This is a genomic window from Pseudomonas putida (genome assembly GCA_041071465.1).
GTDB lineage: Bacteria > Pseudomonadota > Gammaproteobacteria > Pseudomonadales > Pseudomonadaceae > Aquipseudomonas > Aquipseudomonas putida_P.
The window spans coordinates 3,311,765-3,330,879 of the sequence record CP163498.1 but is presented as its reverse complement, the minus strand read 5'-3'; the positions used below and the strand labels follow the sequence as shown (position 1 = coordinate 3,330,879).

The 19,115-nt window shown below is 63.2% G+C and carries 16 protein-coding genes and 1 pseudogene; 4 read left to right on the top strand and 13 right to left on the bottom strand.

All coding sequences use genetic code 11. From position 1 onward, the window contains the following. Window positions 1-96: 96 nt before the first annotated feature. The 3 genes from AB5975_15380 to zwf are packed head-to-tail and all read right to left on the bottom strand — an operon-like array spanning window position 97 to window position 2,964. Entirely contained in the window at window positions 97-777 is a 681-nt protein-coding gene (locus tag AB5975_15380; protein ID XDR18079.1) for a bifunctional 4-hydroxy-2-oxoglutarate aldolase/2-dehydro-3-deoxy-phosphogluconate aldolase, read from the bottom strand. Between the two features lie 17 nt (window positions 778-794). Continuing rightward, the gene (pgl, locus tag AB5975_15375; GenBank protein XDR18078.1) at window positions 795-1,508 is read right to left on the bottom strand and encodes a 6-phosphogluconolactonase; all 714 of its coding nucleotides are present in this window, start codon (window positions 1,506-1,508) and stop codon (window positions 795-797) included. After that, window positions 1,495-2,964: a glucose-6-phosphate dehydrogenase gene (gene zwf, locus AB5975_15370; GenBank protein ID XDR18077.1), complete on the bottom strand. Its 1,470-nt coding sequence runs from the start codon at window positions 2,962-2,964 to the stop codon at window positions 1,495-1,497. The genes pgl and zwf overlap by 14 nt, the downstream gene beginning before the upstream one ends. 211 nt (window positions 2,965-3,175) lie before the next feature. Here zwf and hexR point away from each other — a divergent pair, with 211 nt between their 5' ends. Next, window positions 3,176-4,039: a DNA-binding transcriptional regulator HexR gene (hexR, locus tag AB5975_15365; GenBank protein XDR22977.1), complete on the top strand. Its 864-nt coding sequence runs from the start codon at window positions 3,176-3,178 to the stop codon at window positions 4,037-4,039. On the opposite strand, the gene AB5975_15360 is transcribed toward hexR, so the two are convergent. The 10 genes and pseudogenes from AB5975_15360 to edd all read right to left on the bottom strand — a co-directional run bounded on the left by AB5975_15360 (window position 4,032) and on the right by edd (window position 16,016). Further along, a complete protein-coding gene (locus tag AB5975_15360; GenBank protein ID XDR18076.1) occupies window positions 4,032-4,886 on the bottom strand; it encodes a D-hexose-6-phosphate mutarotase in 855 nt (284 codons plus the stop codon). The two genes, hexR and AB5975_15360, sit on opposite strands and share 8 nt — an antisense overlap. Before the next feature lie 117 nt (window positions 4,887-5,003). Beyond that, window positions 5,004-6,347, bottom strand: coding sequence for a carbohydrate porin (locus AB5975_15355; GenBank protein XDR18075.1), 1,344 nt, complete (start codon window positions 6,345-6,347; stop codon window positions 5,004-5,006). Window positions 6,348-6,387: 40 nt separating this feature from the next. Next, the gene (locus AB5975_15350; GenBank protein ID XDR18074.1) at window positions 6,388-7,542 is read right to left on the bottom strand and encodes an ABC transporter ATP-binding protein; all 1,155 of its coding nucleotides are present in this window, start codon (window positions 7,540-7,542) and stop codon (window positions 6,388-6,390) included. 3 nt (window positions 7,543-7,545) lie between these two features. Beyond that, window positions 7,546-8,391: a carbohydrate ABC transporter permease gene (locus tag AB5975_15345; protein XDR18073.1), complete on the bottom strand. Its 846-nt coding sequence runs from the start codon at window positions 8,389-8,391 to the stop codon at window positions 7,546-7,548. After that, window positions 8,384-9,292: a carbohydrate ABC transporter permease gene (locus AB5975_15340; GenBank protein ID XDR18072.1), complete on the bottom strand. Its 909-nt coding sequence runs from the start codon at window positions 9,290-9,292 to the stop codon at window positions 8,384-8,386. The genes AB5975_15345 and AB5975_15340 overlap by 8 nt, the downstream gene beginning before the upstream one ends. A 181-nt stretch (window positions 9,293-9,473) precedes the next feature. Then, window positions 9,474-10,759: pseudogene (locus tag AB5975_15335) on the bottom strand (ABC transporter substrate-binding protein). Between the two features lie 145 nt (window positions 10,760-10,904). After that, the gene (locus tag AB5975_15330) at window positions 10,905-12,359 is read right to left on the bottom strand and encodes an ATP-binding protein (protein ID XDR18071.1); all 1,455 of its coding nucleotides are present in this window, start codon (window positions 12,357-12,359) and stop codon (window positions 10,905-10,907) included. Beyond that, window positions 12,340-13,065: a two-component system response regulator GltR gene (gene gltR, locus AB5975_15325; GenBank protein ID XDR18070.1), complete on the bottom strand. Its 726-nt coding sequence runs from the start codon at window positions 13,063-13,065 to the stop codon at window positions 12,340-12,342. Before gltR ends, AB5975_15330 begins: the two co-directional genes overlap by 20 nt. A gap of 165 nt (window positions 13,066-13,230) precedes the next feature. Continuing rightward, window positions 13,231-14,193, bottom strand: a complete 963-nt coding sequence (locus AB5975_15320) for a glucokinase (GenBank protein XDR18069.1) — start codon at window positions 14,191-14,193, stop codon at window positions 13,231-13,233. Beyond that, window positions 14,190-16,016, bottom strand: a complete 1,827-nt coding sequence (gene edd, locus AB5975_15315; protein ID XDR18068.1) for a phosphogluconate dehydratase — start codon at window positions 16,014-16,016, stop codon at window positions 14,190-14,192. The genes AB5975_15320 and edd overlap by 4 nt, the downstream gene beginning before the upstream one ends. A gap of 264 nt (window positions 16,017-16,280) precedes the next feature. Here edd and gap point away from each other — a divergent pair, with 264 nt between their 5' ends. From gap to AB5975_15300, 3 genes are all read left to right on the top strand, one after another. Beyond that, complete coding sequence (gap, locus tag AB5975_15310) at window positions 16,281-17,282, top strand: type I glyceraldehyde-3-phosphate dehydrogenase (protein ID XDR18067.1); 1,002 nt, start codon at window positions 16,281-16,283, stop codon at window positions 17,280-17,282. A gap of 246 nt (window positions 17,283-17,528) precedes the next feature. Continuing rightward, complete coding sequence (locus AB5975_15305) at window positions 17,529-18,041, top strand: RNA polymerase sigma factor (protein ID XDR18066.1); 513 nt, start codon at window positions 17,529-17,531, stop codon at window positions 18,039-18,041. 87 nt (window positions 18,042-18,128) lie between these two features. Then, window positions 18,129-19,091: a FecR domain-containing protein gene (locus tag AB5975_15300; GenBank protein XDR18065.1), complete on the top strand. Its 963-nt coding sequence runs from the start codon at window positions 18,129-18,131 to the stop codon at window positions 19,089-19,091. Window positions 19,092-19,115 lie beyond the last annotated feature (24 nt).

Below are 19,115 nucleotides of genomic sequence, written 5' to 3'. Positions count from 1 at the left end.
GTGCCCGCGATAGGGCCAGCACAGGCACTGCAAAAAAACCGGACAAAAAAGGGGCGCCGACCAAGCGCCCCATAAGCCGTAAAGCACACAACAAATTCAGTTGGCGTCCAGCAGCGCCATCGCCTCCGCACTGCACGCCTCAATCCGCGCCCAGTCGCCGTTCTTGATCCAGCTGCTGTCGAGCATCCAGGTGCCACCCACGCACATCACATTGGGCAGTGCCATGTAGTTGCGCACATTGGCCGGGTTCACGCCGCCCGTGGGGCAGAAGCGAATATCACCGAACGGGCCGCCAAAGGCCTTGATTGCCGCCACACCGCCGCTGATTTCCGCCGGGAACAACTTGAAGCGACGGTAGCCCAGGGCGTAACCCATCATGATTTCGGATGGCGTGCTGATGCCTGGCAGCAGCGGAATTTCACTGTCCACGCCCGCTTGCAGAATGTCCTGGGTAATGCCCGGTGTAACGACGAACTGCGCGCCGGCAGCCTCGACGGCGGCGAACATACTGCGATCAAGCACGGTGCCGGCGCCTACGCACAACTCCGGGCGCTGTTCACGCAGCACCTGGATGGCCTTCAGGCCATGCTGCGAGCGCAGGGTCACTTCCAGGGTACGGATGCCGCCAGCGGCCAGGGCATCAGCCAGCGGCAGGATGTCTTCCTCACGGGCGATGGTGATGACCGGCAGGATGCGCGCCTTTTCGCAAATGGCGTCGATCCGCGCGGCTTTATCAGCCATCGAGAGCTTGGGCTGTGGGCGTTCGAGGGTGGTCATGACTGTGGATCCTTGGCTCATGGGCACCAGTAGATGTCCAGGGGGTCGTGAAGAAAAGCGCGAATCGGCATTTCAGTAAGGTCGTTGCCAGCCAGCGCGGCGCGCAGGGTAGCGAGTTTGCCCTGGCCTTGCACGGACAGCGCGATAAAGCCAGCACTGGCCAGCAGCGAGCGGGTCATCGACAGGCGCTGGTGCGGCACGCTCGGCGCCAGCAAGGGCAGGCAGCGGCGCGGGCTGGCCAAGTCCAGGCCTGCCTCCAGGTTGGGGCTGGCCGGAAACAGCGAGGCGGTATGGCCATCGTCACCCATGCCCAGCACCAGCACGTCGATTGGCGGTAGCGCGACCAAGCCCTGGTCGGCCTTGAGCGCAGCGGCATCGAGGTTTTCCGCCTGCTGGTACAGGCCAACGAAGCGGGCCTTGGCCGCCGCGCCCTTCAACAGGTGGCGGGCCAACAGGCCAGCATTGCTGTCAGCATGCTCCACCGGTACCCAGCGCTCGTCGGCCAGGCTGACGGTGACCTTGGCCCAGTCCAGGTTTTCGCTGGCCAGGTTCTCCAGGAACGGCACCGGGCTGCGGCCACCGGACAGCACCACGCAGGCTTGGCCCTTGGCGGCAATGGCCGCGCGCAGCCGTTCGGCCACGTCGTGCGCCAGGGTTGCAGCCAGTGCCTTGGCGTCCGCCAGGCTATGTGCCTTCACGGCCGCTGGCAGTTTCAGTTCAGATATCCCCATACCACGCCCTCCCATCGCGTGTGATCAGTGCAATCGAGCTCATCGGCCCCCAGGAGCCCGCAGCGTAAGGCTTGGGCGCATCGCCCGCATTACGCCAGCCGGCGATCAACTGGTCGCACCATTTCCAGGCATACTCGATTTCGTCCTTGCGCACGAACAGGTTCTGGTTGCCGCGCATCACTTCGAGCAAAAGCCGCTCGTAGGCATCCGGAATTCTTGCGCTGCGCCAGGTGTCGGAAAAATTCAATTGCAAAGGGCCACTGCGCAGTTGCATGCCCTTGTCCAGGCCTTGCTCCTTGGTCATCACCCGTAAAGAAATGCCTTCGTCCGGTTGCAGGCGGATGATCAGCTTGTTACCGATCTGCAAACGCTGCTCCGGGGCGAAGATGTAGTGCGGCGTTTCCTTGAAGTGGATGACGATCTGCGACAGCTTCTGCGGCATGCGCTTGCCGGTACGCAGGTAGAACGGCACACCCGACCAGCGCCAGTTGCGGATGTCGGCGCGCAGGGCAACGAACGTTTCGGTGTCGCTCTGGGCGTTGGCGTTGTCTTCTTCCAGGTAACCAGGCACCGGTTTGCCTTCGCTGTAGCCGGCAATGTACTGGCCGCGCACCACACGGGTGCTCAGGCCGTCGCCGGTGATCGGTGCCAGGGCCTTGAGCACTTTCACCTTTTCGTCGCGAATGGCATCGGCGGACAGCTCGCTGGGCGGGTCCATGGCGATCAGGCACAGCAGCTGCAGCAGGTGGTTCTGAATCATGTCGCGCAGCTGGCCGGCCTTGTCGAAATAACCCCAACGGCCTTCGATACCGACCTTTTCCGCGACGGTTATCTCCACGTGGGAGATGGAATTCTGGTTCCACTGGGTTTCGAACAGGCTGTTGGCGAAGCGCAGGGCAATGAGGTTTTGCACGGTCTCTTTGCCCAGGTAATGGTCGATGCGGTAGACCCGGTTTTCAGGGAAGAAGCGCGCCACGGCATCGTTGACCCGGCGCGACGACTCAAGGTCGTGGCCGATGGGCTTTTCCAGTACCACGCGCGTGCGCGGGGCCAACCCGACCTTGTCGAGGTTTTCGCAAATGGCCCCGTACACCACTGCCGCGGTGGCGAAGTAAGCGATCAACGGCTGCTCGCCGGGCAGTTGCTCGGCCAGGGCCTGGTAGCCCTCGGGCTGAAGGAAGTCCAGGTGCTGATAGCTCAGCCGGGCAAGGAAGCGCCCCAGCGAAGCAGGCTCGATATCGGCTTCGGGCACATGCCGGCGCAAGTGCGCCTCGATGGTGTCCAGATGCACCTGCGCACTGCCGGCCTCGCGGGCCAAGGCCAGCAGGCGGGTGTCCGGATGCAGCAAGTTGGCCCGGTCGAGCTGGTAGAGCGCAGGAAACAGCTTGCGCAATGCCAGGTCGCCGAGGGCGCCAAACAGGGCAAAGGTGCAAGGTTCGACACTGATCGCAGCCATGATGTTGGTTCTTTCCTAAAGTTGGTCTAGGAATACCGCTTTCACATACGGTTTTCAAGGGATAATGTAGTAAAAACCACAACATTACACACAAGTGTTACAGACAAGTGGTACGCCAACCGCACCGACAGTACGATAGACGACCGTGCAAAAAGCCTGCTGCTTGCGCAGCCGGCTGTCTTCCCGACCCAAGGACACACCCATGGACCGCGTGCGAAACCTCCTGGAACAGATCCAGGGACGCCTCGACGAGCTGAACAAGGCCGAACGCAAAGTCGCCGAAGTCATCTTGCTCAACCCGCAACAAGCCACTCGTTTCAGCATCGCTGCTCTGGCCCAGGCGGCCAAGGTCAGCGAACCGACCGTCAACCGCTTCTGCCGCTCGTTTGGCGTCAGCGGCTACCCGGAACTCAAGCTGCAACTGGCGCAGAGCCTGGCCAGCGGCGCCGCCTATGTCAGCCGCGCGGTAGAAGCCGACGATGACCCGGCAGCCTACACCCAGAAGATCTTCGCCAGTGCCATCGCCTCGCTCGACGGCGCTTGCCAGCAACTGGACCCGCAGCAGGTCAGCCGTGCGGTGGACATGATGATCCAGGCCCGACAGATCCACTTCTTCGGCCTAGGCGCCTCGGCCCCGGTGGCCCTGGATGCGCAGCACAAGTTCTTCCGCTTCAACCTGGCGGTGTCAGCCCATGCCGACGTGCTGATGCAGCGCATGCTGGCCTCGGTGGCGCACACCGGCGACCTGTTCGTGATCATTTCCTACACCGGGCGCACCCGCGAACTGGTCGAAGTGGCGCGCCTGGCACGCGAAAACGGCGCCTCGGTGCTGGGCCTGACCGCCGCAGGCTCGCCACTGGCCAATGCCTGCAGCCTGAGCCTGCACATCCCACTGCCGGAAGACACCGACATCTACATGCCGATGACCTCGCGGATCATCCAGCTGACCGTGCTCGATGTGCTGGCCACCGGCATGACCCTGCGCCGCGGCGTGGACTTCCAGCCGCACCTGCGCAAGATCAAGGAAAGCCTCAACGCCAGCCGCTACCCGATCGAGGACGACGAACTCAACTGAGCCGGTGCGCCTGCAAGCGCAAGTGCGCACGCTGGCCCGGCGCCAGGCTCAGGCCCTCGCCGCTGCCGCTGGCGGCCTCGACACAAACGAAACGCTGGCTCTCGCGCCCACTCACGCCCATCAGCGGGCGGTTGCCGGGGTGCCAGACCACGGTGTCGTCGCTGTCACCCGTGTCGATGCACAGCTCGCGCTGCCACGCCGGGTCCTGCAGCTGCACCCGAGGCGTGCTCGGGTAGACCTTCTGGCAGCCGCCCTTGAGCTTCAGCGCACCCTCCTCACGGCAGGCCTGGCGGTTGAGGCGGTCGTAGCCTTCGATATCCTCTAGCCCAGACAGCGCTATCTCGGACACGTCACTGATGCGCCAATAGGCCAGCAGCGCATGGCTCAACTGGCACGGTTCGCTGTCTTGATGCTCGGTGCTCAGGCTCAGTTCCATGCGGCTGCCCAGGCGAGCATGCAGGTCGACCTGCCAGTCGCACAGGTCCAGCCGCCATTTCAGGCTCACGCCATCCTCGTCCTCGCGGCTGTCCACCAGCTTCCAATCCAGCAGGCGTGCCCAACCGTGGGCCGGCCACAGGTCTTCGCTGGGGTGGCGGCCATACCACGGCCAGCACACCGGCACCCCACCCCGAATCGCCCCTACCTGCGGCCACTGCTCGGCGCACCACAGCCACGGCCGCTCACCGGCCGGTTGAAAGTGCAGCAACTGCGCACCCTGGCGGCTGAATACCGCCTGGCAACGGGGATGATCGATGATCAGCACATCGCGCTGCTGGTAACGCTCCCACTCGAATGTCGGCCTTGGCCGCTGCGAGGAAAAGAAGCGATGGAGCGGATGTTCGGGCATGGTTCAGAGCTCTTGTTGTTTGAGATAGCGCTGTCTCGGCCTATTCCCGACAACCACTGCAGGCCAGTGGGTGCCGGGAACCGAAAATGGATTGGCGTAAATTTACAACAAATGCCCTCAGAATGACGACTGAATCTTCAAACCTGCGACCAGCGCGTTGTCCACCTGGTCTACCCCGCCGGGGCTTTTGATGTACTGCAGGTTGGGCCGCACGGTGAGCCAGTTGGTGACGTGGAAGCCGTAATAGAGCTCGGCGTTGTACTCGGTGCGTTGCAGCGGCACGAAGCCTGGGTTGTCGTAATCGTTGATGCCACTCTGGGCGTTCAGCAGTTCAGCGCGCTTTTTCACGTCGTCATTTACATGAATACGCGCCACGCCAAAGCCGATGTCATCCTTGGGCCGGGCGTCGAAGGCGCCTTTGTAGACCAGCCCCACCTGCTGGTAGTTGTCGACCACGTTGGTGGCCTTGTCGTGCACGGTGAAGTTGGCGAACAGGCTCAGGCCACGGTTGACGTCGCCACCGTGAGCGGTGACTTGCTGCTGCGCCACCACCCACCAGCCGTGCTTGCTGGAATGCGACTTGAAGGCCTCGCCGCTGAGCGCCTGCGGGTTGCCGTTGACGTCGTCAAACACATCGTCGGCCTTGGCCGTGCTGTAGTAGTAGCCCAGGCGGTACTCACCAGGCAGGCCGTTGACCTTGGGTGACCACACCGCTTCCACCGGCAAGATCGCCCCCTTGGTACCACTGCCGCTGAGCTTGAAGCCGTTGCCGGTTTCCAGGTTGGAAGGGTTCTGCTCGAAAGCGCCGACCTGCACGAAGAATTCCGGGGTGATGTTGTATTTCACCCGCAGCGCCCACTGGCTGACCGGCCAGTTGTACCAGATGCCGCCGACCCAGTTGCCCACCTGCGAGCCACAGAAGGCCAGGTTCTGGAAATCGCAAGGGAAGCTGTTGAAGTCCTCGCCCTCGCCGAAGCGGCCGAATTTGACGTCCAGTGCGCCGTCGAAGTACTTCTGCTTGACCCACATCTGCGTCAAGCGCCAAGTCTGACCACGGCCCCACACCTCCTGCACCGAGCTGAACTGCCCAGCGCGTGGGTCGCTGATGCGGTCATTGGACAGGTTGCGGCCGCTGCGCTCGGTGATCGCCAGCTTGAACTCGGCATCGTGCCAGCCAAGTATTTTCTGCAAGTCCAGGTGCGCGCCGAGGGCGAACTGGTCGCTGTAGCGGGCGGTCTTGTCGTCGTTGTAGCCGCCGTGCAGGTTGCCGGCTACCTCGCCGACATAGTCGAGGGTGAAGTCGTAGCCCTTTTCCAGCAGCTCGGTACGGGTGCCGCCCCAGTCGCCAGTCATCCATTTCGACTCACTGGAAAAAGCCTCGGCAGCCTGCACGCCGCCGCTGCCGACAACGGCGAGCAAGGCCAGCGAGCCCAATGTGCTGATGCGTTTGCGCTGTTCCATCCCTTTGCGTCCTCTTTTTCTTATTGATGGTGTAGACGATTCAACGGCCTTTGAAGTGAGCCACGTTGTCCTTTGCGGTTGCCCCAGTGCTGGCCAGGTGCACGCGTTCGCCGCTTTCGGCGTCGAACAGCAGCACCCGAGCCGGGTCGAATTGCAGGTTCAGGGTGTCACCCACCCGGCACGCCACATCCGGCGCCAGGCGGCAGCACACCTTGGTCTGGTTGAGGGTGACGAACACCAGCAGGTCCGGCCCGGTGGGCTCGGTAACCTGCACCTCGGCGCGAATGCCCGGCAGGCCATTGCCCTCTGCGGTGCCCAGGGCGATCTGCTCAGGGCGGATACCCAGAATGATCTCGCGACCGTCCAGCTCGTCGGCAGCCAACCCCAACGGCAGCTCGCAACGTGCCTGGCCACTGTCGAGCAGCGCCAGCACGCGGCCATCCTGCTTGGCCAGGCGCACCGGTATGAAGTTCATTGGCGGCGAACCAATGAAGCTGGCGACGAACTGGTTGGCCGGGTCGTTGTAGATCTGCTGCGGGGTACCGAACTGCTGGATGATGCCGTCCTTCATCACCGCCACCTTGTCGCCCAGGGTCATGGCCTCGATCTGGTCATGGGTGACGTAGACGGTCGTGGTCTTCAGGCGCTGGTGCATCAGCTTCATTTCGGTGCGCATCTCGACCCGCAGCTTGGCGTCGAGGTTGGACAAAGGTTCATCGAACAGGTAGATCTTCGGCCGCCGCGCCAGCGCCCGCCCCATGGCCACACGCTGTTGCTGGCCACCGGACAACTGCGCCGGCTTGCGCGCCAGCAGGTGCTCGATCTGCAGCAGCTTGGCCACCCGCGCCACTTCCTCGTCGATGGCGGCCTGGGGCAGCTTGCGGATTTTCAGACCAAACTCGATGTTCTCGCGCACGCTCATGGTCGGGTACAGCGCATAGGACTGGAACACCATGGCGATGTCGCGGTCCTTGGGGCTCATGCCACTGACGTCCTGCTCGTCGATGAGGATCGCGCCACCGGTGATCTGCTCAAGGCCGGCGATGCAGTTCATCAAGGTGGACTTGCCGCAGCCCGAAGGGCCGACCAGGATCAGGAATTCGCCGTCCCTGATCGACAGCTGGATGTCCTTGAGGGTGTCCGGCAGGCCGCTGCCGTAAGTCTTGTTCACATTGCGAAGTTCGAGCGTTGCCATGGCTTACCCCTTGACCGCGCCGGCTGTCAGCCCGCGCACGAAATATTTGCCTGCCACCACGTAGACCAGCAGGGTTGGCAGGCCGGCGATCATCGCTGCCGCCATGTCCACGTTGTATTCCTTGGCCCCGGTGCTGGTGTTGACCAGGTTGTTCAGGGCCACGGTGATCGGTTGCGAGTCGCCACTGGAGAACACCACGCCGAACAGGAAGTCGTTCCAGATCTGGGTGAACTGCCAGATCAAGCAAACCATGATGATCGGCGTCGACATGGGCAGGATGATGCGGCGGAAGATGGTGAAGAACCCAGCACCGTCCAAGCGCGCGGCCTTGACCAGCGCATCGGGAATGCTCACGTAGAAGTTGCGAAAGAACAGCGTGGTGAAGGCCAGGCCGTAGACCACGTGCACCAACACCAGGCCGCTGGTGGTGCTGGCCAGGCCGAGCTTGCCGAGGGTGAACGAGGCGGGCAGCAGCACGGTCTGGAACGGCAGGAAGCAGCCGAACAGCAGCAGGCCGAAAAACAGCTGCGAGCCACGAAAACGCCACATCGACAGCACATAGCCGTTCAGCGCACCGATGATGGTGGAGATCAGCACCGCTGGCACGGTGATCATGATCGAATTCCAGAAGTAACCGCTGACCGTGCCCCAGGCCTTGACCCAGCCAATGCCGGTAATCACCGCGGGCCAACTCAGCAGGTTGCCGGTACTGATGTCTTCGGGGGTCTTGAAGCTGGTCAGCAGCATCACCACCAGCGGCACCAGGTACAGCACCACAGCGATCAGCAACACCGCGTGTATGGCAATGCGGCTCAGGCTGAGCGCTGGTTTGTCGACAGGGCTATGCATGGCGTTTGCTCCGCAGCTCCGAATACAGGTAAGGCACGAGGATCGCCAGGATCGCCCCGAGCATCAGGATGGCGCTGGCCGACCCCATGCCCATCTGGCCGCGGCTGAAGGTGAACGAGTACATGAACATCGCCGGCAGGTCGGACGAGTAACCCGGGCCACCGGCCGTCATTGCCGCCACCAAGTCGAAACTCTTGATGGCAATGTGCGAAAGGATCATCAGTGCACTGAAAAACACCGGGCGCAGGCTAGGCAGCACCACGGTCCAGTAGATGCGCGGCAGGCTGGCGCCATCCATTTGCGCTGCGCGGATGATCGACGGGTCGACCCCGCGCAGGCCGGCAAGGAACATCGCCATTATGAAGCCCGAGGCCTGCCACACGGCCGCAATCACCAGGCAGTACACCACCCGGTCAGGGTCGATCAGCCAGTCCAGGCGAAAGCCCTCCCAGCCCCAGTCGCGCAGTAGCTTGTCCAGGCCCATGCCGGGGTTGAGCAACCACTTCCAGGCGGTGCCAGTCACGATCATGGACAGTGCCATGGGGTACAGGTAAAGGGTGCGGATAAAACCCTCGCGGCGTATGCGCTGGTCCAGCAGCACCGCCAGCAGCACGCCGATAACCAAGCTGATGGCAATGAACAGGCCGCCAAACACCAGCAGGTTCTTGCTTGCCACCCACCAGCGGTCGTTGTCGAACAGCCGGGCGTATTGCGCAAGGCCTGCCCATTTGTAGGTGGGCAGGAAGGTCGAGGTGGTGAAGGACAGCACGAACGTCCAGAGGATGTAGCCGTAGAAGCCCACCAGGACGATGAACATGCTGGGCGCCAGCACCAGCTTGGGCAGCCAGCGCTGAAGCGCGTCCAGGGGCGAGGCCCGCAGTTGGGCGGTAGTTGTTGTCATGGTTCACCTCAAAGGCGCCGCACTCCCTGTAGGAGCGGCCTTGCGTCGCGATAGGGCTGCGCAGCAGCCCCAAAAGACTCACGGCCAACACCTACCTGGAAGATCGAGTGCGCAGTTTTGGGGCTGCTGTGCAGCCCTATCGCGACGCAAGGCCGCTCCTACAAAGGGAGATGGCGTCGCGTTACCGGGCAGCCTTGATCGCCGCCGCCAGCTTCTTCGCCGCATCGGCCGGATCGGCCTTGGGATCGTTGATGTAGTTGGTCACTACATCGAAGAACGCACCCTGCACGGCCAGCGTGGTGGCCATGTTGTGCGCCATGCTCGGCTGCAGGCCGCCATTCTTGGCATCGGCCAGGAAGTCACTGGCAGAGCGCTGCGCGCAAGCATCGAAGCCATACTTGGCCATGTCGGCCAGCATGTCGTTGCGCACCGGGATCGACCCTTTGTTGGTGCTGAAGACTTTCTGGAAGTCCTCACCCATCACCTTGCGGGCAATGTCCTGCTGGCCGGCAGAAGTGCCTGCGTTGTTCTGCTTGAACACCACCAGCGAATCGATGTTGTAGAGGAAGGCCTTGTCGGTACCCGGGAACGGCACGCACTGGTAGTCCTTGCCGGCGGTCTTCTTCGCCAAGGTCCATTCGCTCTTGGCCCAGTCGCCCATGATCTGCATGCCGGCCTTGCCGTTGATGACCTTGGCCGCCTCCAGGTTCCAGTCCTGGCCTTTGCCATCCGGGTCCATGTAGTTGGCGACCTTTTCAGCTCGGCCAGCGCCTTGACCATGTCCGGGCCGGTCAGGGCCGCATTGTCGAGGTCGACCATGGCCTTTTTGTAACCCTGCGCGCCCATCACCGAGAGCACCACGCTTTCAAACACGGTGCTGTCCTGCCACGGTTGGCCGCCATGGGCGAGCGGGATGAAGCCAGCGGCCTTGAGCTTGTCGGCAGCGGCATAGAATTCATCGAGCGTGGCCGGCGCCTTGTCGATGCCGGCCTTCTTGAAGACTTCTGGGTTGATCCAGAGCCAGTTGGTACGGTGGATGTTTACCGGTACGGCAACATAGTCACCGTCATACTTCACGTTGTCAGCGACCTTCTTGTCGAGCAAGGTGTCCCACTGCTCTTGCTTGGCCACATCCTTGAGCACTTCGCCGTCGAGCAAACCGGTGGCCGCCCAGTCCTGGATATCTGGCCCTTTGATTTGTGCGACACCCGGCGGGTTGCCCGCTACGGCGCGGCTCTTGAGCACGGTCATGGCCGTGGCGCCGCCACCGCCGGCGACAGCGCCATCCTTCCACGTGAAGCCGTCTTTCTCGACCTGGGCCTTGAGCACATCGACGGCCGCCTTTTCACCACCGGAGGTCCACCAGTGCACCACCTCGACACTGCCTTTGGGTTCGGCAGCCTGGGCACTGAGCGGGAGTAAGGAAGCCAGGGAGATTGCGGCAGCGAGACGGAGCGTGGAATTCATCGAAACACCTTTCTTGTTGTTATGCCGTGCAAGTCGATCGCTTGCGTTGCATGGAGTCTAAACAGCACGCCCGCCGCGCCGGGTAACGAAGCGATGCATGAATGTCATCGTTTGGTTACATTGCCGGTACAGGTAACGCAGCGTTTCACTCCACGCCCCGTGGCAGGTACAACGTCACCCGCAACCCACCCTCTCGCAGATTCAGCAAACTCACCTCGCCCCCATGGCTGTGGGCGATATTGCGTGCAATCCCCAACCCCAGCCCATAGCCCTGCTGCTGCCCTGCCAGCCGGAAATGCGGCTCGAACACCTGCTCCAGCTGCTGCTGCGGTACGCCCGGCCCCTGGTCGTCCACCTGCAGCACAAAGCCCTCGGCACTGTCGATGATGCGCAGCCGCGCCCGCTCGCCATACTTGATGGCGTTGTCGATCAGGTTGCCGATGCAGCGTCGCAACGCCAGCGGCTTGCCTGGGTAAGGCGCCAGCGCCCGGCCGTCGACCGTGATACGGCCATCACGCAGATACGGCTCTGCCAGAATCTCCAGCACCTGATTGAGGTCGACCGGCTCTATGTTCTCGTGGATATCGGTGTCCTTAACGCACTGCAAGGCGCCTTTGACCAGCAGCTCCAGTTCGTCCAGGTCCTGGCTGAACTTGGCCTGCAGGCGCTCGTCCTCCAGCAGTTCGACACGCAGGCGCAGGCGGGTGATCGGCGTGCGCAAGTCATGGGAGATGGCGCTGAACAGCTGGCTGCGTTCGGTCAGGTAGCGGCTGATGCGCTCACGCATGCTGTTGAATGCCCGGCTAACCTCGACCACTTCGCTACCCCCGCCTTCCGCCACCGGCGCCACATCGGCGCCCAGCGACATCTCCCGTGCGGCCCGCGCCAGGCGCTTGAGCGGCCAGCTCTGCCAGTGCACCAGCAGGCCGATGAACAACAACAGCAAGGCCGTGGTGAGTACGATGAAACCGATCTGCTGCCGTGGCAGGCGCTCGGCCTCCAGGCTGGTATAGGGTTCAGGCAGCAGCGAAGCGATGTACAGCCACTCACCCTCGCCCAGGCGAATCTGCGTCACCAGCACCGGCGGGTTGAGCGGCTCCAGGGTCAACGAGTAATGCGCCCAAGAACGTGGCAGCTCGTCTAGCTTAAGGCCGCTGTTGAAGATACGCAGGTCGTCGGGGGCGACGAACTCCACGGAAATGTCCATCTGCGACCCTAGGCGCTCGTGCAGCACCTGCTGGAACACATCGATCACCGCCTGCTTACGTGGGGTAATGGGCAATACCGGCATGTCCAGCGGCTTGGCGTTGAGCGACACGAAAAAGCGCGTGCCACCCATGCTGCGCAACTGGTCGAGCACCATCGGCCGATAGGCCACCGGCAGCGAGCGGAAGTAACTGACACTGGCGCTCATCGAGTGGGCCAGGCTGCTGGCACTGGCGCGCAGGCCCTGCAACTGGCTGGCCCGCAGTTGGGCAACCCAGATGATGCTCGACAGGCCCTGGGCCAGCAGCACAACCAACAAGGTCAGCAGCAGCATACGCCCCAGCAATGAGCGCGGCAGCAGGCGCCAGCGCCGCTCAGGGCGCACTGCAGACATGCGCCGCCAACAGGTAGCCACTGCCGCGTACCGTGCGGATCAGCCGGGGTGGCTTGTCGGTATCACGCAGACGCTGGCGCAAGCGGCTGACCGCCATGTCGACGATGCGGTCCAGCGGCATCGGCTCGCGACCACGGGTGGCGTTGCCGATGGTGTCGCGGTCGAGAATCTGCTGCGGATGGTCGAGAAACAGCTTGAGCAGGGCAAAGTCGGCGCCAGAAAGAATCACCTCTTCACCGTCGTGATGGAACAGGCGGTGGCTGACCGTGTCCAGGCGCCAGTCATCGAAGGCCAGCACCGCACTGCCCGGCGCCGCCTGGCCGAATTCGGCGCGACGCAGCAGGGCCTTGATTCGCGCTTGCAGTTCACGGGGGCTGAACGGTTTGCCCAGGTAGTCGTCGGCGCCCAGTTCCAGGCCAATGACCCGGTCGGCCTCGTCGGAGCTGGCGGTGAGCATGATGATCGGCACGCGCGCCTGGCGCGGGTGCTGGCGTACCCAGCGGCACAGGCTGAAGCCGTCTTCGTCGGGCAGCATGACATCGAGGATGACCAGGTCGCAGGGCGTGCTTTCCAGCGCACGGCGAAAGCCTTTGCCGTCGGCTTCGGCATGCACCTGAAAGCCGGAGCGACTCAGGTAGGTTTGCAGCAGTTCGCGGATTTCCTGGTCGTCGTCGACCATCAGGATCGATTTGCCGGCAGTGCTCAAGGTGGTCCTTCCTCTTGTTGTTTGCAGATCTTTTGCCTGCTGTTGGGTGTTGCCTTCTGGGGCTGCTTTGCAGCCCATCGCGACACAAGGCCGCTCCTACACACTGCGCGATCCCTGTAGGAGCGGCCTTGCGTCGCGATGGGCCGCGCAGCGGCCCCCTTACGCCTAGCTATGACCCAAAGCCTGCTGCAAGGCCACCCCGGCTCCCAGCAACCCGGAAAACTCGGCCGTCACCAGCCACACCGGCACGCCAGCAAAATAACCACTCATACAACCCTTGTCGGCAAAACTGGCGGCAAACCCGCTACGCAGGAACAACTCGGCGAAGCGCGGAATCACGCCGCCGACGATATAGACCCCACCTCGCGCGCCCAGCGTCAGCACATTGTTACCCGCCACGCGCCCAAGAAACCGGCAGAACTGCTCGACCACCGCCAGCGCTCGAGGCTCGCCGCCCAGTGCGGCATCGGTGACCTGCGCCGGGGTCTTGTGCCTGGGGGTGTCGCCGTCCAGTGCGCAGATCGCCTGGTACAACCGCACCAGGCCACCCCCACTAAGCACGGTCTCGGCGCTGACATGGCCAATCTGCCCATGGATGTGTTGGTGGATCGCCGCTTCGCGGGCATTGCCCACCGGCAGGTCAACATGCCCGCCTTCACCTGGCAGGGCTTGCCAGTGCTGCTCACCAAGGCGCAGCAGCGAGCCCACACCCAGGCCTGTCCCTGGCCCGATCACCAGCGCCGGCCGCGAAGGGTCGGCCTGGCCGGGGCACACTTCGCGGAACTCCTCTTCGCGCAGGCGAGTCATGCCCAGCGCCATGGCAGTGAAATCGTTGATCAGCAACAGCTGATCGACCTGCAAGGTCTTGCAGAAGGCGGTGCGGCTCAGACGCCAATGGTTGTTGGTGAAGCGGAATTCATCGCCATCAACCGGCCCAGCTACCGCCAGGCATACCGCCGCCAATCCACCGCGGGCGATGCCCTGGCCTTCGAGGTAAGCCTCGATGGCCTGCTCCGGGCTGGTGTAGTCTGCAGTGGCGAAAACCTTCACATCATGTAGCTGGTTGTCACGCCACAACGCAAAACGGGCATTGGTGCCGCCGATGTCGCCAACCAGCAGGTCTTTCATTTGAGGTTCTCCAGGGCCGAAGTGAACGCACTCGCGCCCTGCTCTGCCGGGCTGAACGCCATGCGCATGAAGCCGAACAGCTCGCGCCCGCAACCCAGGTCATTGCCCTGGGGCGCCGGCGGCAGATCGCGGCTGGCCAACTCTTCGGCCGAGACCATGACCCGCAAGGTACCTTCGACACCATCGACCCGCACGATATCACCATCGCGCACACGCGCCAGCGGGCCGCCGTCGTAAGCCTCGGGGCAAACGTGGATAGCCGCCGGGATCTTGCCCGAGGCACCCGACATACGCCCGTCTGTAACCAGCGCTACCTTGTAGCCACGGTCCTGCAGCACACCGAGGAATGGCGTTAGCTTGTGCAGCTCTGGCATGCCGTTGCAACGTGGCCCCTGGAAGCGCACCACGGCGACAAAGTCACGCTCAAGCTCACCGGCCTTGAACGCATCGGCCAGCGACTGCTGGTCCTGGAACACCCGCGCCGGGGCCTCGACCACCTGATGTTCGGCGGCGACGGCGGACACTTTCATCACGCCACGGCCCAGGTTGCCCTCCATCACCCGCAGGCCGCCTTCGGCGGAGAACGGCCGCGCCACCGGGCGCAGGATGCTCTCGTCCAGGCTCTGCTGCGGCCCTTCGCGCCACACCAGCTTGCCGTTGTCGAGGAACGGTTCCTGGGTGTAGCGACGCAAGCCGTGGCCGGCCACGGTATTGACATCCTCGTGCAGCAGCCCGGCGTCGAGCAGCTCGCGGATCAGGAAGGCCATGCCACCAGCCGCCTGGAAGTGGTTGATGTCGGCCTTGCCGTTGGGGTAGACGTGCGACAGGGTCGGCACCACTTCGGAAAGGTCGGCCATGTCCTGCCAGGTCAGCTGGATACCCGCAGCCTGGGCAATCGCTGGAATGTGCAGGGTGTGGTTGGTCGAGCCGCCGGTAGCGTGCAGGGCGACGATGGAGTTGACCAACGCTTTTTCGTCGACGATTTCACCCAGCGGCATGAAGCTGCCACTGGCCTTGGTCATGCGTGTCACCTGCTGCGCAGCCTCGGCGGTGAGTGCGTCGCGCAGCGGTGTGTACGGGTTGACGAACGAAGCGCCCGGCAGGTGCAGGCCCATTACCTCCATCACTAGTTGGTTGGTATTGGCGGTGCCGTAGAAGGTGCAGGTGCCTGGGCTGTGGTAGGAATTCATCTCCGACTCCAGCAGTTCCTCACGGCTGGCCTTGCCTTCGGCATAGCGCTGGCGCACGTCGGCCTTCTGCTTGTTGGAAATGCCGGACACCATTGGCCCACCCGGTACGAAAATGGTCGGCAAGTGGCCGAAACGCAGCGCGCCCATCATCAGGCCAGGAACGATCTTGTCGCATATGCCCAGCATCAGCGCGGCGTCGAACATGTTGTGCGACAGCGCGACAGCCGTGGACATGGCGATCACTTCGCGGCTGGCGATGGCCAGTTCCATGCCCGGCTCGCCTTGGGTCACACCGTCGCACATGGCCGGCACGCCACCTGCGAACTGGCCGACCGAGCCGACCTCACGCAGGGCCTGCTTGATTTGCTCGGGGAAATGCAGGTACGGCTGGTGGGCGGACAACATGTCGTTGTAGGCCGAGACGATAGCCACGTTGGCCGCGTTCATCAGGCGCAGCGTGTGCTTGTCTTCGCTGCCGCAACCGGCCACGCCGTGGGCGAAGTTGGCGCACTGCAGGCTGGCACGCATGGGGCCTTCACTGGCCGCGCCGCGAATCAGCTGCAGGTAACGTTCGCGGGTGGCACGGCTGCGTTCGACCAGCCGCTGGGTGACCTCAAGGATGCGCGGATGCATGTACTGGACTCCAGGCTAATTGTAAGGGCGGTTTACCGGGCATTTCCCCTCCAAACGATTGCGGCCTAGGCTCAAGGTGAGGAGCCCGCTGCATCGGTGGAGGCACGTCGCCCAACCACTCGTTGTATGTTTAAACAAAATACTGCCACTAAAAAGGCTTGTTTTCTATCGGCCAGTGAATAATCTTGTAATTCCAACAACAAAACCGTTTCAGTGAAGCTCCTTTGTGCCACAGGTTTCACTCGGACTGCCAGAGGTACTGCCATGACCCTTCGCATCGCCATCAATGGATTCGGCCGCATCGGGCGCAACGTCCTGCGCGCACTGTATACCCAAGGCTACCGCCAGGACCTGCAGGTCGTCGCCATCAACGACCTGGGCGACAGCGCCATGAATGCCCACCTGCTCAAGTACGACAGTGTGCACGGCACCTTCGACGCCAGTGTCGAGGCCGACCACGAGAGCCTGACGGTCAATGGTGACCGTATCGCGGTCAGTGCCATCCGCAACCCGGGCGAGCTGCCCTGGAAGGCCGAGGCGATCGACGTGGTGTTCGAGTGCACCGGGCTATTCACCGACCGCGCCAAGGCCGCTGCACACCTGGCCGCCGGGGCGGGCAAGGTGATCGTCTCGGCACCCGCCAAGGGTGCCGATGCCACCGTGGTGTACGGGGTCAACCACGACATCCTGCGGGCCTCGCACCAGGTCATTTCCAATGCCTCCTGCACCACCAACTGCCTGGCGCCGATCGCCCAGGTGCTGCACCGCGAGTTCGGCATCGAACAAGGCCTGATGACCACCATTCACGCCTACACCAATGACCAGGTGCTGACCGACATGTACCACAGCGACCCATATCGCGCGCGTTCGGCCACCCAGTCGATGATCCCGAGCAAGACTGGCGCCGCCGAGGCCGTCGGCCTGGTGCTGCCAGAGCTGGCCGGCAAGTTGACCGGCATGGCGGTGCGGGTACCGGTCATCAACGTGTCGCTGGTGGACCTCACCGTCAACCTCAAGCGCGAGGCCACCGCCGAGCAGGTCAACCAGCTGTTCCTTGAAGCCAGCAAGCATTCCAAGGTATTGGGCTACAACGCCTTGCCATTGGTTTCCTGCGATTTCAACCACAACCCGCTGTCGTCCATTTTCGATGCCAACCATACCCGGGCCAATGGGCGCATGCTCAAGGTGCTGGCCTGGTATGACAACGAGTGGGGGTTCAGCAACCGGATGCTGGATAACTGCTTGGCGTTGTGCAGCGCCCGCTAAGATTTGACACACGCCCTGTAGGAGCGGCCTTGTGTCGCGATGGGCCGCAAAGCGGCCCCGACAATTGGTGCTGGAGCCGAGACTTCGGGGCTGCTGCGCAGCCCATCGCGACACAAGGCCGCTCCTACAAGGGACCGCGCAGCGACGGAGCTCTCACAATCTTTACCTTTTCCTAACATTTCACCACTTGACCTACGACACAGATGATAAGCATTATCATTAACCTTTCGTCGACCAGGTTTCCCCGTGAGTCAGTCCCGGTTCAACTCCGTCTTCCTCGTCCAGCGCCTTACCCTGCTGCGTACCCTGCAGCGCATGGTCGGCAACCCCAGCACGGCCGAAGACCTGCTGCAGGAAACCTACCTGCGGGTATCCCGCGCCCTGGGCGAGCGGCCCATCGAGCACATCGAGCCGTTCGTGTTCCAGACCGCGCGCAACCTGGCGCTGGACCACCTGCGCGCACGCCGGGTGCAGGCGCGCATGCTGGTCGACGATGTGCCCGACGAAGTGCTGCACAGCGTGGCCGCCCCCGCCACCAGCAGCGAGGATGCCGCCCATGCCGAGCAGTTGCTCAAGCACCTGAGCATCAGCCTCAATCAGCTAAGCGAGCGCCAGCAACGCATTTTCATCCTCAGCCGCCTGCATGGCGCCACCTACCTGGAAATTGCCGAACAACTGAGTGTTTCGCCCAGCACGGTACAAAAGGAATTGAAACTGATCATGGCGATCTGCATGGGTGTTGCCGAGCGCCTCAAGTGAGCTGAGCGCAGGCGAACGGCAACGCAAAGCCCTTGCCACACCCCGCCTTAGCCTTGATCATTCGCAAAAACCATTCAAGGATTCACCGTGACCGACAGCCCTGCCCCTCGCCCGTCACCTGCCGGGCCCAGTGCCCGTGCTCGTGCCATGGACGAGGCGCTGGACTGGCTGGTACGCCTGCAATGCGCAGATGCCGCAGACACCCAGGCCTTTGAAGCCTGGCTGAGCGCCGCGCCGGAGAACGCCGAGGCCTATGTCGAGGCAGAGGCATTGTGGAACGGTACGCCGTTGCACCAGGCGGCCACGCAGATGCACCAGCAGCAACGCCGCTCATGGCGTGGGCGCCTGCGCAGCCACTGGAAACCCCTGGCCACCGCCGCGGTGCTGCTGGTGGGGCTGTTCACCGTCGGTAACCTGCCCATGCGCCTGCAGGCGGATCACCTGACCGTGGTGGGCGAGCGCCAGCGCCTGCAACTGGACGACGGCGCAAAAGTGCTGCTCAACACCAATTCGGCCTTTGCCAACGACCGTCGGGACGGCCGCCAGGTCGCCCGCCTGTTACAAGGCGAGGCGTACTTCCAGGTACCGGAGGGCGCGCTGTTGCCGCTGGAGGTGCAGGCAGGGCCTGTGCGCGCCCAGGTGCGCGACACCGATTTTGCCGTGCGCTACCTCGACGGCGAGGCCCAGGTGCGGGTGCAACGCGGCGATGTCGACCTGCAAGGCGCACGTGACCAGCGTATCCGCCTGAGTGCCGGCGACAGCATCAGCGTCGGCCCGCAAGGCTTTGGCCAGCGCCAGCGCCCCGACATGCAAAAGGACCTGGCCTGGATCGATGGCCGCCTGGTGTTCGAGAACTGCCCTTTGAGCCAGGTGCTGGCCGAAGTGCGGCGTTACTACCCAGGCTGGATCATCAACCGCAATGCACAGCTGGAAGACGTTGCCGTCACCGGAAACTACCGCCTCGACCAGCCGCTGGAAACCCTGCGCGCGCTGGCCCACATCACCTCGGCACAGCTGCATGAGTACCCGGCGCTGGTCATTCTGAACTGACCCTGAAATTATTTTTACGCGGTC

Excerpts from the sequence above, each read along its gene's own strand:
- AB5975_15380 (XDR18079.1), bottom strand. The coding sequence starts at position 777 with ATGACCACCCTCGAACGCCCACAGCCCAAGCTCTCGATGGCTGATAAA.
- pgl (XDR18078.1), bottom strand. The coding sequence starts at position 1,508 with ATGGGGATATCTGAACTGAAACTGCCAGCGGCCGTGAAGGCACATAGC.
- zwf (XDR18077.1), bottom strand. The coding sequence starts at position 2,964 with ATGGCTGCGATCAGTGTCGAACCTTGCACCTTTGCCCTGTTTGGCGCC.
- AB5975_15360 (XDR18076.1), bottom strand. The coding sequence starts at position 4,886 with ATGCCCGAACATCCGCTCCATCGCTTCTTTTCCTCGCAGCGGCCAAGG.
- AB5975_15355 (XDR18075.1), bottom strand. The coding sequence starts at position 6,347 with ATGGAACAGCGCAAACGCATCAGCACATTGGGCTCGCTGGCCTTGCTC.
- AB5975_15350 (XDR18074.1), bottom strand. The coding sequence starts at position 7,542 with ATGGCAACGCTCGAACTTCGCAATGTGAACAAGACTTACGGCAGCGGC.
- AB5975_15345 (XDR18073.1), bottom strand. The coding sequence starts at position 8,391 with ATGCATAGCCCTGTCGACAAACCAGCGCTCAGCCTGAGCCGCATTGCC.
- AB5975_15340 (XDR18072.1), bottom strand. The coding sequence starts at position 9,292 with ATGACAACAACTACCGCCCAACTGCGGGCCTCGCCCCTGGACGCGCTT.
- AB5975_15330 (XDR18071.1), bottom strand. The coding sequence starts at position 12,359 with ATGTCTGCAGTGCGCCCTGAGCGGCGCTGGCGCCTGCTGCCGCGCTCA.
- AB5975_15320 (XDR18069.1), bottom strand. The coding sequence starts at position 14,193 with ATGAAAGACCTGCTGGTTGGCGACATCGGCGGCACCAATGCCCGTTTT.
- edd (XDR18068.1), bottom strand. The coding sequence starts at position 16,016 with ATGCATCCGCGCATCCTTGAGGTCACCCAGCGGCTGGTCGAACGCAGC.
- gap (XDR18067.1), top strand. The coding sequence starts at position 16,281 with ATGACCCTTCGCATCGCCATCAATGGATTCGGCCGCATCGGGCGCAAC.